This is a genomic window from Streptococcus oralis (assembly GCF_002386345.1).
Lineage (GTDB): Bacteria > Bacillota > Bacilli > Lactobacillales > Streptococcaceae > Streptococcus > Streptococcus oralis_S.
This window is the reverse complement of the sequence record NZ_CP023507.1, coordinates 937,791-951,876: the sequence shown is the minus strand read 5'-3', so window position 1 is coordinate 951,876 and position 14,086 is coordinate 937,791. Positions and strand designations below refer to the sequence as shown.

General features: G+C 39.8%; 16 protein-coding genes. 14 read left to right on the top strand and 2 right to left on the bottom strand.

What is annotated here, in order from left to right; genetic code table 11:
- Positions 1-39 precede the first annotated feature (39 nt).
- From CO686_RS04785 to msr(D), 14 genes are all read left to right on the top strand, one after another.
- Positions 40-639 (top strand): thymidine kinase, encoded by a 600-nt coding sequence (locus tag CO686_RS04785; protein WP_096753581.1) that lies wholly within the window; start codon positions 40-42, stop codon positions 637-639.
- Positions 629-1,120 (top strand): GNAT family N-acetyltransferase, encoded by a 492-nt coding sequence (locus CO686_RS04780; protein ID WP_070800319.1) that lies wholly within the window; start codon positions 629-631, stop codon positions 1,118-1,120. Before CO686_RS04785 ends, CO686_RS04780 begins: the two co-directional genes overlap by 11 nt.
- The gene (gene prfA, locus CO686_RS04775) at positions 1,117-2,196 is read left to right on the top strand and encodes a peptide chain release factor 1 (RefSeq protein ID WP_001028815.1); all 1,080 of its coding nucleotides are present in this window, start codon (positions 1,117-1,119) and stop codon (positions 2,194-2,196) included. Before CO686_RS04780 ends, prfA begins: the two co-directional genes overlap by 4 nt.
- The gene (gene prmC, locus CO686_RS04770) at positions 2,196-3,032 is read left to right on the top strand and encodes a peptide chain release factor N(5)-glutamine methyltransferase (protein ID WP_033629807.1); all 837 of its coding nucleotides are present in this window, start codon (positions 2,196-2,198) and stop codon (positions 3,030-3,032) included. Before prfA ends, prmC begins: the two co-directional genes overlap by 1 nt.
- Positions 3,016-3,618 carry an L-threonylcarbamoyladenylate synthase gene (locus tag CO686_RS04765; protein ID WP_096753580.1) on the top strand — a complete coding sequence of 201 codons (603 nt, stop codon included), beginning with the start codon at positions 3,016-3,018 and terminating at the stop codon, positions 3,616-3,618. Before prmC ends, CO686_RS04765 begins: the two co-directional genes overlap by 17 nt.
- A 1-nt stretch (position 3,619) precedes the next feature.
- Entirely contained in the window at positions 3,620-4,051 is a 432-nt protein-coding gene (locus CO686_RS04760; protein ID WP_070800325.1) for a GNAT family N-acetyltransferase, read from the top strand.
- Positions 4,052-4,111: 60 nt separating this feature from the next.
- Positions 4,112-5,368, top strand: a complete 1,257-nt coding sequence (gene glyA / locus CO686_RS04755) for a serine hydroxymethyltransferase (RefSeq protein WP_096753579.1) — start codon at positions 4,112-4,114, stop codon at positions 5,366-5,368.
- 7 nt (positions 5,369-5,375) lie between these two features.
- Positions 5,376-6,350, top strand: a complete 975-nt coding sequence (locus tag CO686_RS04750) for a nucleoid-associated protein (protein ID WP_070800329.1) — start codon at positions 5,376-5,378, stop codon at positions 6,348-6,350.
- A complete protein-coding gene (locus CO686_RS04745; protein ID WP_070800330.1) occupies positions 6,350-6,952 on the top strand; it encodes a lysozyme family protein in 603 nt (200 codons plus the stop codon). Before CO686_RS04750 ends, CO686_RS04745 begins: the two co-directional genes overlap by 1 nt.
- 86 nt (positions 6,953-7,038) lie before the next feature.
- Entirely contained in the window at positions 7,039-8,013 is a 975-nt protein-coding gene (locus CO686_RS04740) for a DUF1002 domain-containing protein (RefSeq protein WP_070800331.1), read from the top strand.
- 74 nt (positions 8,014-8,087) lie between these two features.
- Positions 8,088-9,443 (top strand): 23S rRNA (uracil(1939)-C(5))-methyltransferase RlmD, encoded by a 1,356-nt coding sequence (rlmD, locus tag CO686_RS04735; protein WP_096753577.1) that lies wholly within the window; start codon positions 8,088-8,090, stop codon positions 9,441-9,443.
- 513 nt (positions 9,444-9,956) lie between these two features.
- Positions 9,957-10,127 carry a hypothetical protein gene (locus tag CO686_RS04730; RefSeq protein WP_000873143.1) on the top strand — a complete coding sequence of 57 codons (171 nt, stop codon included), beginning with the start codon at positions 9,957-9,959 and terminating at the stop codon, positions 10,125-10,127.
- A gap of 385 nt (positions 10,128-10,512) precedes the next feature.
- Entirely contained in the window at positions 10,513-11,730 is a 1,218-nt protein-coding gene (gene mef(A) / locus CO686_RS04725) for a macrolide efflux MFS transporter Mef(A) (RefSeq protein ID WP_000417519.1), read from the top strand.
- A 119-nt stretch (positions 11,731-11,849) separates the two neighbouring features.
- Positions 11,850-13,313, top strand: a complete 1,464-nt coding sequence (gene msr(D) / locus CO686_RS04720) for an ABC-F type ribosomal protection protein Msr(D) (RefSeq protein ID WP_000420313.1) — start codon at positions 11,850-11,852, stop codon at positions 13,311-13,313.
- Positions 13,314-13,430: 117 nt separating this feature from the next.
- Here the strand turns inward: msr(D) and CO686_RS04715 are convergent, their stop codons facing one another.
- Positions 13,431-13,730 (bottom strand): DUF5960 family protein, encoded by a 300-nt coding sequence (locus CO686_RS04715; RefSeq protein WP_001072467.1) that lies wholly within the window; start codon positions 13,728-13,730, stop codon positions 13,431-13,433.
- Positions 13,717-14,085 (bottom strand): hypothetical protein, encoded by a 369-nt coding sequence (locus CO686_RS04710; RefSeq protein ID WP_000567222.1) that lies wholly within the window; start codon positions 14,083-14,085, stop codon positions 13,717-13,719. The genes CO686_RS04715 and CO686_RS04710 overlap by 14 nt, the downstream gene beginning before the upstream one ends.
- Between the last annotated feature and the right edge of the window lies 1 nt (position 14,086).

Genomic DNA, 14,086 nt, shown 5'->3' with positions numbered 1-14,086 from the left:
AATGTAGCAAAAATTTAGAAATGGACGTGAAATAGAAGCATGGCACAGTTGTATTATCGTTATGGGACCATGAACTCTGGTAAGACGATTGAGATTCTCAAGGTGGCCTATAACTACGAGGAGCAAGGAAAGGGAGTTGTGATTATGACTTCGGCTCTGGATACACGTGACGGTGTTGGCTATGTATCTAGTCGGATTGGCATGAAACGCCCAGCCATTGCGATTGAGGAAACGACGGATATCTTCGGCTATATCCGAAACTTACCTGAAAAACCTTACTGTGTGTTGGTTGATGAGGCCCAGTTTCTCAAGCGTCACCATGTTTACGACCTAGCTCGTGTTGTTGATGAGTTAGACATACCTGTCATGGCTTTTGGTTTGAAGAATGACTTTCGCAATGAATTGTTCGAAGGCTCCAAATATCTCTTGCTTTTAGCAGATAAAATCGATGAGATAAAGACCATCTGTCAGTATTGTAAGAAAAAGGCGACCATGGTGTTGCGAACTCAAGATGGCGTGCCAGTCTATGATGGCGAACAAATTCAAATCGGTGGCAATGAAACTTATATCTCAGTCTGCCGAAAACATTATTTTGCACCAATGATAGCATCTAACAAGGAGCGCAACTATGACAATTGAACTAAGAGATGTTACAATGGAAAATTATTTTGATGTTTTGAATTTGGATGTCAAGGAACATCAAAAACAATTCATTGCAACCAACGCAATTAGTTTAGCTGAAGCATATGTCTACACTAAAAACGGAGATTTTGTAGCTCCATTGACAGTTTATGATAATGATGCAATTATAGGTTTTGTGATGATAGCTTATGATAAAAAGATCGGAATTAGTAGTGGAAATTATTTACTATTTCGTTTTATGATTGATAAGAATTTTCAAAATCAAGGATATTTTAAACCAATTATGGATAAAGTGCTGGACTATGTTCGGACAGCGCCAGCAGGTTTAGGCAATAAACTTTGGTTGTCTTATGAACCAGAAAATGAACATGCAAGATCTTGTTACCTCAGTTATGGATTTAAAGAAACTGGGGAAATATTTGAGAACGAAGTAGTAGCAATCTATGATTTAACAATTGAGAATAAGGAGAAAAAATGAACATCTATGATCAACTACAAGCTGTAGAAGACCGTTATGAAGAATTAGGAGAGTTGCTCAGTGACCCTGATGTCGTTTCTGACACCAAGCGTTTCATGGAGCTTTCAAAAGAAGAGGCTTCCACTCGTGACACCGTAACAGCCTACCGTGAGTACAAACAAGTCCTTCAAAACATCGTTGACGCCGAAGAGATGATTAAGGAATCAGGTGGAGATGCGGACTTGGAGGAAATGGCCAAGCAAGAACTCAAAGATGCCAAGGCTGAAAAAGAAGAGTATGAAGAAAAATTGAAAATTTTGCTCCTTCCAAAAGATCCTAATGACGACAAGAACATCATCCTTGAAATCCGTGGAGCGGCTGGTGGTGACGAAGCGGCACTTTTCGCCGGAGACCTTCTAACTATGTACCAAAAGTATGCGGAAGCACAAGGCTGGCGTTTTGAAGTCATGGAAGCTTCTATGAATGGTGTCGGTGGTTTCAAAGAAGTGGTTGCCATGGTTTCGGGTCAATCTGTATATTCTAAGCTTAAGTACGAATCAGGTGCCCACCGTGTTCAACGTGTCCCTGTAACAGAGAGCCAAGGGCGTGTACACACTTCGACAGCGACAGTGCTTGTCATGCCTGAAGTGGAAGAAGTAGAATACGATATTGATCCAAAAGATCTTCGTGTGGACATTTACCACGCATCTGGTGCTGGTGGTCAGAACGTCAACAAGGTTGCGACTGCCGTTCGTATCGTTCACTTACCAACTAATATCAAGGTTGAGATGCAGGAAGAACGTACCCAGCAGAAAAACCGTGAGAAGGCCATGAAAATCATCCGTGCGCGTGTTGCTGACCATTTTGCTCAGATTGCACAAGACGAACAAGACGCTGAACGTAAGTCTACTATTGGTACTGGTGACCGTTCAGAACGTATTCGTACTTACAACTTCCCACAAAATCGTGTCACAGACCATCGTATTGGTTTGACACTCCAGAAACTAGATACCATTTTGTCTGGTAAATTGGATGAAGTCGTGGATGCCTTGGTTCTTTATGATCAAACACAGAAATTAGAAGAATTAAACAAATAATGAAACTAGCTCAATTATTTTCAGATTTTGAAGAAGAGTTGATAAGACAAGGAGAGGAAGCTGAAAGCCTCTCTTTTGTCTATCGTAGCTTAAAAAATCTCTCTTTTACGGACTTTGTCTTTGCCCTCCAGCAAGAGGTAACAGAGGCCGAAAAACAATTTGTAGAAGAAATTTTCCAGCAGTTAGCGTCCCATAAACCAGCTCAGTATATCATCGGACAGGCAGATTTCTTTGGAATGCAGTTAAAAGTGGATGAGCGGGTTTTGATTCCTCGTCCAGAAACAGAAGAGTTGGTGGAACTCATCCTAGCTGAAAATCCTAAAGAAAATCTCAAGAACTTGGATATTGGTACTGGAAGTGGTGCCATAGCCCTCGCACTAGCAAAAAACAGACCAGATTGGTCAGTGACAGCAGCAGATATTTCACAAGACGCCTTAGAGCTTGCATCAGAGAATGCTAAAAATCAAAATCTTAATATATTTTTTAAAAAATCTGATTGTTTTGCAGAAATTTCTGAAAAATATGATATAATTGTATCCAATCCACCCTATATCTCTCGTGAAGATGAGTCAGAGGTCGGTTTGAATGTTTTGCATTCGGAGCCTCATTCAGCTCTCTTTGCAGATGAGGATGGCCTAGCTATTTACCGCAGAATTGCGGAAGATGCAAAAGACTATCTCACAGATGGTGGCAAGATTTACCTTGAAATTGGATACAAGCAAGGTCAAAGTGTTCCTGAACTTTTTAGGAAACATTTTCCTGAAAAACGGGTACGAACACTCAAAGACCAATTTGGTCAAGATAGGATGGTTGTAGTTGATGATGGACAGGATTAGACAAGAGTTGGAAAAGGGCGGAGCTGTTGTTCTACCAACCGAGACAGTTTATGGTCTCTTTGCTAAGGCCTTAGATGAAAAAGCTGTCGACCATGTTTACCAACTCAAACGTCGTCCTAGAGATAAGGCGCTCAATCTTAATGTTGCTTCTCTAGAGGACATCTTGCACTTTTCAAAGAAACAGCCAACTTATCTCCAAAAGCTTGTAGAGACCTTTTTACCAGGTCCCTTGACCATTATCCTCGAAGCCAATGACCGAGTTCCCTTTTGGGTCAATTCTGGTCTTGCAACGGTGGGATTTCGGATGCCGAGACACCCCATTACCCTAGATTTGATTCGAGAGACAGGTCCTTTGATTGGGCCGTCTGCCAATATTTCGGGTCAGGCAAGTGGAGTGACCTTTGCTCAAATTCTAGAGGATTTTGACCAAGAGGTTCTGGGTCTGGAAGACGACGCTTTTCTAACTGGACAGGATTCAACTATTTTGGATTTGTCTGGAGACAAGGTGAAAATCTTACGCCAGGGGGCGATTAAGCGAGAAGATATTCTTGCTCGGTTGCCAGAGATTTCTTTTGAGGAGGAATGAGATGTTAAGAGATTTGCAAGAAACAGATGTGAATGCTATATGTGAGATTAACAAAGAGGCTTTGGGTTATTCTTTTAGTCCAGAGGACACAGCTAGTCAACTAGCTAGACTGTCTCAGGATTCTCAGCATTTCCTACTTGGCTATGAGGATGCAGCCAATCATGTCTTACTTGGATATGTCCATGCTGAAGTTTATGAATCTCTCTATTCCAAAGCAGGATTTAATATCTTAGGCTTAGCGGTTTCGCCTCAAGCGCAAGGGCAAGGTATCGGTAAAAGTTTACTGCAAGGGTTGGATCAAGAAGCAAAAAGACGGGGTTATGGGTTTATCCGCTTAAACTCTGCTGATCATCGTCTGGGAGCTCATGCATTTTATGAAAAAGTTGGTTATACTTGTGATAAAGTGCAGAAACGGTTTATTCGCATCTTTTAGTTTATTTTCTTATTGGAAAAACAAACTAAAGGACCAGTCACACTATAAAGGAGAAGACCTATGATTTTTGACAAAGACGATTTTAAAGCATACGATGCTGATCTCTGGAATGCTATTGCCAAAGAAGAAGAACGCCAGCAAAACAATATTGAGTTGATTGCTTCGGAAAACGTGGTTTCCAAGGCTGTTATGGCAGCTCAAGGGTCTATCTTGACGAATAAATATGCTGAAGGTTACCCAGGACGCCGTTATTATGGTGGAACTGATGTAGTAGATGTGGTAGAAACTCTAGCTATTGAACGTGCAAAAGAAATTTTCGGTGCTAAATTCGCCAATGTCCAACCTCACTCAGGAAGCCAAGCTAACTGTGCGGCTTACATGGCCTTGATTGAGCCTGGTGATACCGTTATGGGGATGGATTTGGCAGCAGGTGGACACTTGACCCACGGAGCTCCAGTTAGCTTCTCTGGTCAAACCTACAACTTTGTTTCTTACAGTGTTGATCCTGAAACGGAACTCTTGGACTTTGATGCTATCTTGAAACAAGCCCAAGAAGTAAAACCAAAACTAATCGTAGCGGGTGCTTCAGCCTATTCTCAAATTATCGACTTCTCAAAATTCCGTGAAATCGCAGATGCTGTTGGGGCTAAGCTTATGGTCGATATGGCCCATATCGCTGGTTTGGTGGCAGCCGGACTTCACCCAAGCCCAGTACCATACGCTCATATCACTACAACAACGACCCACAAAACTCTTCGTGGACCGCGTGGTGGTTTGATTTTGACAAATGATGAGGACCTAGCTAAGAAAATCAACTCAGCTATTTTCCCTGGTATTCAGGGTGGTCCTTTGGAGCACGTTGTCGCTGCTAAGGCGGTTTCCTTCAAAGAAGTTTTGGATCCGGCTTTCAAGGAATATGCTGCTAATGTCATCAAAAACAGCAAGGCTATGGTTGAAGTCTTCTTGCAAGACCCTGATTTCCGTATCATTTCTGGAGGAACTGAAAATCACCTCTTCCTAGTGGATGTAACTAAGGTTGTAGAAAACGGAAAAGTTGCTCAAAACTTGCTGGATGAAGTCAATATTACCCTAAATAAAAACTCAATTCCATACGAAACCTTGTCACCATTCAAGACAAGTGGAATTCGTATCGGAGCAGCAGCCATCACTGCACGTGGATTTGGTGAAGAAGAAAGCCGTAAAGTGGCTGAACTCATCATTAAAACCCTTAAGAATGCAGAAAATGAGGATGTCTTAGAAGAAGTGAGAAGTGAAGTCAAAGCGTTGACAGATGCCTTCCCATTATACGAGGACTAAAACTTTTATGGACATTTATATTAAGAAAGCCATTATCCATCAGTTCAGCCCAGACGATACTGAGTTGTTTCTAGCGGATAAGTTTCTCAATATCACTCCAAAAATCGAAGAATACTTGCGCAAAAAAATCGAACGCGTGTATTCAGATGAAGCAAAGACTGGGATTTTCGAAGAAGAAAATCCCTTCTTCAATCACATCACAGACGATTTGTTGGAGACATCAGTAACACTGGCTAATCTCTGGAAAGAGGAGTTCAGCATTTCTGAAAATCTCAAGACCAATGACTTGGTTTTTGTTCAGTTTTCTAAAGAAGGCGTTGAACATTTCGCTTTTTTGCGAATTGCCTTGCGGGAAACCTTGACCCACCTCGGTGGAGAAGTTGATAATCCAATCAAGCTGACTCAGAATAACTTGCCTGGATTTGGAACGGGGGCTGATGAGGCCTTGGTGGTCAATCTTCAAAGTCGCAAGTACCATCTGATTGAAAAACGAATCAAGTACAATGGGACTTTTTTGAACTACTTTTCAGAAAATCTCCTAGCTGTTGCCCCTAAGATTTCGCCAAAAAAATCCATCAAGAAACTGGAAAAAACGGCTCAGAGAATTGCAGAGTCCTTTAACACAGATGATTTTCAATTTCAATCCAAGGTTAAATCAGCGATTTTCAACAATCTTGAAGAAAGCAATGAACTGTCTCCTGAGAAATTGGCTAACGACCTTTTTGACAACAATCTGACAGCTCGTTTGAGCTTTATTGATCAAGTCAAGGAAGCCGTACCAGAACCAGTCCAGTTTGATGAAATTGATGCCAGTCGTCAGCTCAAGAAATTTGAAAACCAAAAACTTTCCTTGTCAAATGGAATTGAGCTCATTGTTCCTAATAACGTCTATCAAGATGCGGAGTCTGTTGAGTTTATCCAAAATGACAATGGAACCTATTCTATCTTAATCAAAAATATCGAGGATATTCAAAGTAAATAATGTTTAAATTTATAAGAAGAGTGCTTGTGCTAGCAGTCTTCCTTTTCGCAGGATATAAAGCTTATCATATCCATCAGGATGTTAAACAAGTCATGACCTACCAACCCATGGTTCGAGAAATCTTGAGTGAAAGAGATACCCCAGCCAATGAAGAGTTGGTGCTCGCCATGATTTATACCGAAACGAAGGGAAAAGAGCGGGATGTCATGCAGTCTAGTGAGTCTGCTAGTGGCGCTACCAATACCATCAAAGACGATGCCTCTAGTATTCGCCAAGGGATACAGACACTAACAGATAACCTCTATTTGGCACAGAGCAAAGGAATAGATGTCTGGACCGCCGTTCAAGCCTATAATTTTGGACCTGCCTATATCGACTTTATCGCTCAAAATGGCAAGGAAAATACTCTGGCATTAGCCAAGCGTTACTCCCGAGAAACGGTCGCTCCAATCCTTGGTAATACTACTGGGAAGACCTACACCTATATCAACCCTATTTCTATCTTTCACGGAGCCGAACTCTATGAAAATGGTGGAAATTATTACTATTCGAGACAGGTTCGCTTTAATCTCTATATCATGAAATTCTTTAATTTCTTTTAAACATCTGGTTTGACCAGGTGTTTTTCACTATAAGTTTTCTTTAAGATTGTTTTATTAACCTAGAAAGGTAAAGGAGGGAATATCCCATGAGAAAGAAATTCTTTCTAACAAGTGCTGCAATATTGTGGGCCGCAACAGCTATGACGAGTGTCCACGCAGCAACTGATGTTCAAAAAGTAATCGATGAAACCTATGTACAACCCGAATATGTTCTAGGTTCTTCTCTATCTGAAGACCAGAAAAATCAAACTCTTAGCAAACTTGGCTATGATGCATCAAAAGACACCAAAGATATCAAAACTATGACACCTGATATCTATTCGAAAATTATGAATGTGGCTAATGATGCTAGTCTACAGCTCTATTCATCAGCTAAGATTCAAAAGCTAGGTGACAAGTCGCCTCTAGAAGTCAAGATTGAAACGCCTGAAAATATCACCAAGGTGACGCAGGATATGTACCGTAACGCAGCGGTGACGCTGGGAGTGGAGCATGCAAAAATCACAGTTGCAGCACCCATTCCAGTTACAGGAGAGAGCGCCCTAGCAGGGATTTACTACTCGTTAGAGGCCAATGGTGCCAAAGTACCGCAAGCCAATAAAGACTTGGCTCAAGAAGAGTTGAAGGCTTTGTCTGATATCAATGCTGAAAACAAGGACAAGTCAGGTTACGATGCCAATAAGCTCAATGCGGCTATGACAGATATCAAGGCAGGAATCGCAAAAGCAAAAGAAGCCAAAGGCAATCTGACAGAAGAAGATGTACGCAAAATCGTTGAAGACACTCTAAAAAACTACAAACTCGATCAGGTTATAACAGGAAACCAGGTCAATATCATCATCAATTTTGCACTCAACCTTTCAAAGAGTGACATTTTGAACAATGCTGATTTCACCAAAACCCTAAATGACCTCAAGGAAAGCATTGTTTCCCAAGCTGGAGATAGCTTTAAAAATATCAACCTCAACTTTGATGCCAATAAAGCGCTAGAAGACGGGGGCAACTTCTTTAGCTCCCTTTGGCAAGCCATTGTCAACTTCTTCAAGAGTTTTGGTGCTTAGGTCATTTCATGATATAATAGATGGTAACAGAAATGTTGCCGTCTTTTTTTGTCGGCCGATAGAAAGTGAAAAATATGTTAAAGAAAAATGATATTGTAGAAGTTGAAATTGTCGATTTGACCCATGAATGTGCTGGAGTTGCTAAGGTAGAAGGTTTGGTTTTCTTTGTAGAAAATGCTCTACCAACTGAGAAAATCCTCATGCGAGTTCTTAAAGTCAATAAAAAGATTGGCTATGGAAAAGTTGAAGAATATCTTACTTACTCTCCACATCGTAACCAAGACCTTGACCTAGCTTATCTACGCTCAGGTATCGCTGATTTGGGGCATCTTGCCTATCCAGAGCAGCTCAAGTTTAAAACCAAGCAAGTCAAAGACAGTCTCTACAAGATTGCTGGTATTACAGATGTAGAGGTCGCTGAAACACTTGGTATGGAGAATCCTGTTAAGTATCGAAATAAGGCGCAGGTTCCCGTTCGTCGAGTGAATGGTATCTTGGAAACTGGTTTTTTCCGTAAGAATTCGCACGACCTCATGCCACTTGAAGATTTCTTTATCCAGGATCCTGTCATTGACCAAGTTGTGGTAGTTCTACGCGATTTGCTTCGTCGTTTTGATTTAAAACCTTATGACGAAAAGGAGCAGTCTGGCTTGATTCGGAACCTTGTGGTGCGTCGTGGTCACTATTCAGGACAAATCATGGTTATATTAGTGACTAAACGTCCTAAAGTTTTTCGAGTGGAGCAATTGATTGAACAAATTATCAAGCAGTTCCCAGAGATTGTGTCTGTCATGCAAAATATCAACGACCGAAATACCAATGCGATTTTTGGTAAGGAGTGGAAGACTCTTTATGGTCAAGACTATATTACGGACCAGATGTTGGGAAATGACTTCCAAATCGCTGGCCCAGCCTTTTATCAGGTCAATACTGAAATGGCAGAGAAACTTTATCAAACAGCTATTGACTTTGCAGAGTTAAAAGAAGACGATGTGGTTATTGATGCCTATTCAGGAATTGGAACGATTGGATTATCCGTCGCCAAGCATGTTAAAGAAGTCTACGGTGTTGAAGTGATTCCAGAAGCAGTAGAGAATAGCCAGAAGAATGCTTCTTTGAACAAGATTACAAATGCCCACTATGTCTGTGACACGGCTGAAAATGCCATGAAGAACTGGCTCAAGGAAGGTATCCAACCAACCGTTATCTTGGTCGACCCACCACGCAAGGGTTTGACCGAAAGTTTTATCAAAGCAAGTGCTCAAACAGGAGCAGACCGCATTGCCTATATCTCTTGCAATGTCGCAACCATGGCACGTGATATCAAACTATATCAAGAATTGGGATATGAATTGAAGAAAGTACAGCCGGTGGATTTGTTTCCGCAGACGCACCATGTTGAGGCGGTAAGTTTGCTAGTCAAGGAGTAAAACGACGAAGATTAGCATTTACTTCCGCCCATGCGATAGCTGTCCGTGATTGACAAGTGCTAGCACGCAGACAGAACGGAGATAGCGAACCGCTGAGTGTGTCGCTCTGCTCGTAAAAGCTTAGAAACCTTTGAACGAAAGGGATAATGAAAGCCTTGATTGCAAGGCTTTTTGCTTTATGGTGGGTAAGTATCAGAGTGAGAAAATTTTTGGAATGAGTAGAAGTGATAGCTAGAAATTATCAGTTTCTATTTCCATTTACCCTGTGGGTACGTGTTTGTTTCCATTGACAAGGAGTTTGTGGGAATAGAAATGTACCCACCTTGTTTGAATCAAGTGAAGTGTAGTTGAAGGAAATCTGTTGAAAGCAATACTTCATTTTACCGAATAAGTAATAATTTAGGCAACTTCAAATCGATTAAAAAAACTATTTTAAAGGTTAAGAGTAGACAAAAATTGTCCACTCTTTTTTGCAAACTCAATTTATCAATAAATGAAATGAGGGAATGTAAAATGAAATATTTTGAGGTTGAGTTAGAAAATCCTGATGAATTTTTAAAACTACAAACAGAAGATTTTGTGAAAGCTAATCGCTTGCTACTAAGGAAGATAATCCAGAGCGTTACAGTCTATGAAGAAAACTTCGTCATATCCTTTAAATCTGGCATCGAATTGGAAGTATGAGTCTCATTCCATAACTTTTATATTGAACATATCATCTTGTTGTGTTATACTATAAATTGATATAAACAAAGATGTAGGAGGAACCGAAACTATGACAGCCTCAATGCGTTTAAGATAAGCTGGCAATAAAAAAAGCAGAATCTATACCCGATGATAGGCTTTTTTGTTGTGCTTATTTATACGATATTGAGCATTCATTAGTTACGGTGAGGATATTGGTTATTTAACTATACCTTTATTTAACTATGTCTTTAATATGAATGTTTCCAAATTGTATGTATGCAGACCAAAAGCCACATTGTGGGGTTTGGCCTGCATTTTTTATTGCCTAGAATGCTATTCAAAATAGAAATTCAAGCAAAATAATATGCAGGAGATAATATAAATGGAAAAATACAACAATTGGAAACGAAAATTTTATGCAATATGGGCAGGGCAAGCAGTATCATTAATCACTAGTGCCATCCTGCAAATGGCGATTATTTTTTACCTTACAGAAAAAACAGGATCTGCGATGGTCTTGTCTATGGCTTCATTAGTAGGTTTTTTACCCTATGCGATTTTGGGACCTGCCATTGGTGTGCTAGTGGATCGTCATGATAGGAAGAAGATAATGATTGGTGCCGATTTAATTATCGCAGCAGCTGGTGCAGTGCTTGCTATTGTTGCATTCTGTATGGAGCTACCTGTCTGGATGATTATGATAGTATTGTTTATCCGTAGCATTGGAACAGCTTTTCATACCCCAGCACTCAATGCGGTTACACCACTTTTAGTACCAGAAGAACAGCTAACGAAATGCGCAGGCTATAGTCAGTCTTTGCAGTCTATAAGCTATATTGTTAGTCCGGCAGTTGCAGCACTCTTATACTCCGTTTGGGATTTAAATGCTATTATTGCCATCGACGTATTGGGTGCTGTGATTGCATCTATTACGGTAGCAATTGTACGTATACCTAAGCTGGGTAATCAAGTGCAAAGTTTAGAACCAAATTTCATAAGGGAGATGAAAGAAGGAGTTGTGGTTCTGAGACAAAACAAAGGATTGTTTGCCTTATTACTCTTAGGAACACTATATACTTTTGTTTATATGCCAATCAATGCACTATTTCCTTTAATAAGCATGGAACACTTTAATGGAACGCCTGTGCATATTTCTATTACGGAAATTTCCTTTGCATTTGGGATGCTAGCAGGAGGCTTATTATTAGGAAGATTAGGGGGCTTCGAAAAGCATGTATTACTAATAACAAGTTCATTTTTTATAATGGGGACCAGTTTAGCCGTTTCGGGAATACTTCCTCCAAATGGATTTGTAATATTCGTAGTTTGCTGTGCAATAATGGGGCTTTCGGTGCCATTTTATAGCGGTGTGCAAACAGCTCTTTTTCAGGAGAAAATTAAGCCTGAATATTTAGGACGTGTATTTTCTTTGATCGGAAGTATCATGTCACTTGCTATGCCAATTGGGTTAATTCTTTCTGGATTCTTTGCTGATAAAATCGGTGTAAATCATTGGTTTTTACTATCAGGTATTTTAATTATTGGCATTGCTATAGTTTGCCAAATGATAACTGAGGTTAGAAAATTAGATTTAAAATAAACAATATTGGAGGAATATTTATGTATCTTATTTTCATGTAACTCTTCCTGCTAAAATCGCAGGGTTTTCCCTGCATACAAGCAAATGAAAGCATGCGATTATAGACAGGAGGAAATGTTATGGAATTAATATTAAAAGCAAAAGACATTCGTGTGGAATTCAAAGGACGCGATGTTTTAGATATAAATGAATTAGAAGTATATGATTATGACCGTATTGGTTTAGTAGGAGCAAATGGTGCTGGAAAAAGCACTTTACTCAGGGTACTTTTAGGAGAATTAACTCCCCCAGGATGTAAAATGAATCGTCTGGGTGAACTTGCCTATATTCCCCAGTTGGACGAAGTAACTCTGCAGGAGGAAAAAGATTTTGCACTTGTAGGCAAGCTAGGTGTTGAGCAATTAAATATACAGACTATGAGCGGTGGTGAAGAAACAAGGCTTAAAATAGCACAGGCCTTATCGGCACAGGTTCATGGTATTTTAGCGGATGAACCTACGAGCCATTTAGACCGTGAAGGAATTGATTTTCTAATAGGACAGCTAAAATATTTTACAGGTGCACTGTTAGTTATTAGCCATGACCGCTATTTTCTTGATGAAATAGTAGATAAAATATGGGAACTGAAAGATGGCAAAATCACTGAGTATTGGGGAAACTATTCTGATTATCTTCGTCAGAAAGAGGAAGAACGTAAGAGCCAAGCTGCAGAATACGAACAATTTATTGCGGAACGTGCCCGATTGGAAAGGGCTGCGGAGGAAAAGCGAAAACAGGCTCGTAAAATAGAACAGAAGGCAAAAGGTTCTTCAAAGAAAAAAAGTACTGAAGACGGAGGGCGTTTAGCTCATCAAAAATCAATAGGAAGTAAGGAAAAAAAGATGTATAATGCTGCTAAAACCCTAGAGCACAGGATTGCGGCCTTAGGAAAAGTAGAAGCTCCGGAAGGCATTCGCAGAATTCGTTTCAGGCAAAGTAAAGCATTGGAGCTCCATAATCCATACCCTATAGTCGGTGCAGAAATTAATAAAGTATTTGGGGATAAGGCTCTGTTTGAAAATGCATCTTTTCAAATTCCGTTAGGAGCAAAAGTGGCGTTAACTGGTGGTAATGGAATCGGAAAAACAACTTTAATCCAAATGATCTTAAACCATGAAGAAGGAATTTCTATTTCGCCTAAGGCAAAAATAGGTTACTTTGCACAGAATGGTTACAAGTACAACAGTAATCAGAATGTTATGGAGTTTATGCAGAAGGATTGTGACTACAATATATCAGAAATTCGTTCAGTGCTAGCATCTATGGGGTTCAAACAGAACGATATTGGAAAAAGTTTATCTGTTTTAAGCGGTGGAGAAATTATAAAATTGTTGCTTGCTAAAATGCTCATGGGTAGATATAACATCCTAATAATGGATGAACCCAGTAACTTCCTTGACATACCAAGTTTAGAGGCTTTGGAAATACTAATGAAGGAGTACACCGGAACTATCGTGTTTATCACCCACGATAAACGATTACTCGAAAATGTAGCAGATGTAGTTTATGAAATTAGAGATAAGAAAATAAATCTGAAACATTAAATTTAAGGTAGTCGCTGGTCAGTATAGTCTGTTCTGGTTGGCGACTCCATTGTTAAAGAGTATAAAGACTTTAGATTTTATGAATATTAAAAATAGGAACAGTCAATTGAACTGCTCCTATTTTTCTGCTAAATATATTGTAGTTTTCTTATATGTATAATGATAGATTAGCGGATTCTCATCTACGGTACTTACTTCAAATATGAAGAAGTGATCGCGGTTATCTCTGGACTTTTCCTTATTGAGGACAAAGTAATTCTTACGTGAAGTCGCCATTGTTTTTAGGATATCATCAGTTAGGAAGGTCAATGGAATATTCATGTTAGAGTAGCGGTAGAAGTCACGTTCAAAATCTTGGTAGCTCTCGCTATAATAGTCCATTTGTAGGTGATTACGCTGAAACTCAAGCTGATTCATAGAGCACCTCCTCGACAAGTTCAATACTAATAATGTCTTTTAATTTCAAATTGATGTGACCTGTTGTAGTTTTTATCAAAATGAAATCTTTGGTCAGACTTGGTATTGTTCCAGTGTAGGAAACACGCTTGTTTTTTTCAATCACTTGAATGCGTGTGCGTAGCTGCCCGGCGTATACTTGACTGAGGAGTAATAATTTCTTCTCTAGTGATAAGTCAGACATGTACGTTACTTTGTTTGTATCATCAGAGAGTGCTGATGCATGTTCAGATAGGAAAAAGCCCATCCATTTTTGCATCTTTGTATCCTGGTACTCTCTTGCTGATTGAAATGGTAAATATGAACGGTCAATCATA

Excerpts from the sequence above, each read along its gene's own strand:
- CO686_RS04785 (WP_096753581.1), top strand. The coding sequence starts at position 40 with ATGGCACAGTTGTATTATCGTTATGGGACCATGAACTCTGGTAAGACG.
- CO686_RS04780 (WP_070800319.1), top strand. The coding sequence starts at position 629 with ATGACAATTGAACTAAGAGATGTTACAATGGAAAATTATTTTGATGTT.
- prfA (WP_001028815.1), top strand. The coding sequence starts at position 1,117 with ATGAACATCTATGATCAACTACAAGCTGTAGAAGACCGTTATGAAGAA.
- prmC (WP_033629807.1), top strand. The coding sequence starts at position 2,196 with ATGAAACTAGCTCAATTATTTTCAGATTTTGAAGAAGAGTTGATAAGA.
- CO686_RS04765 (WP_096753580.1), top strand. The coding sequence starts at position 3,016 with ATGATGGACAGGATTAGACAAGAGTTGGAAAAGGGCGGAGCTGTTGTT.
- CO686_RS04760 (WP_070800325.1), top strand. The coding sequence starts at position 3,620 with ATGTTAAGAGATTTGCAAGAAACAGATGTGAATGCTATATGTGAGATT.
- glyA (WP_096753579.1), top strand. The coding sequence starts at position 4,112 with ATGATTTTTGACAAAGACGATTTTAAAGCATACGATGCTGATCTCTGG.
- CO686_RS04750 (WP_070800329.1), top strand. The coding sequence starts at position 5,376 with ATGGACATTTATATTAAGAAAGCCATTATCCATCAGTTCAGCCCAGAC.
- CO686_RS04745 (WP_070800330.1), top strand. The coding sequence starts at position 6,350 with ATGTTTAAATTTATAAGAAGAGTGCTTGTGCTAGCAGTCTTCCTTTTC.
- CO686_RS04740 (WP_070800331.1), top strand. The coding sequence starts at position 7,039 with ATGAGAAAGAAATTCTTTCTAACAAGTGCTGCAATATTGTGGGCCGCA.
- rlmD (WP_096753577.1), top strand. The coding sequence starts at position 8,088 with ATGTTAAAGAAAAATGATATTGTAGAAGTTGAAATTGTCGATTTGACC.
- CO686_RS04730 (WP_000873143.1), top strand. The coding sequence starts at position 9,957 with ATGAAATATTTTGAGGTTGAGTTAGAAAATCCTGATGAATTTTTAAAA.
- CO686_RS04715 (WP_001072467.1), bottom strand. The coding sequence starts at position 13,730 with ATGAATCAGCTTGAGTTTCAGCGTAATCACCTACAAATGGACTATTAT.
- CO686_RS04710 (WP_000567222.1), bottom strand. The coding sequence starts at position 14,085 with ATGATTGACCGTTCATATTTACCATTTCAATCAGCAAGAGAGTACCAG.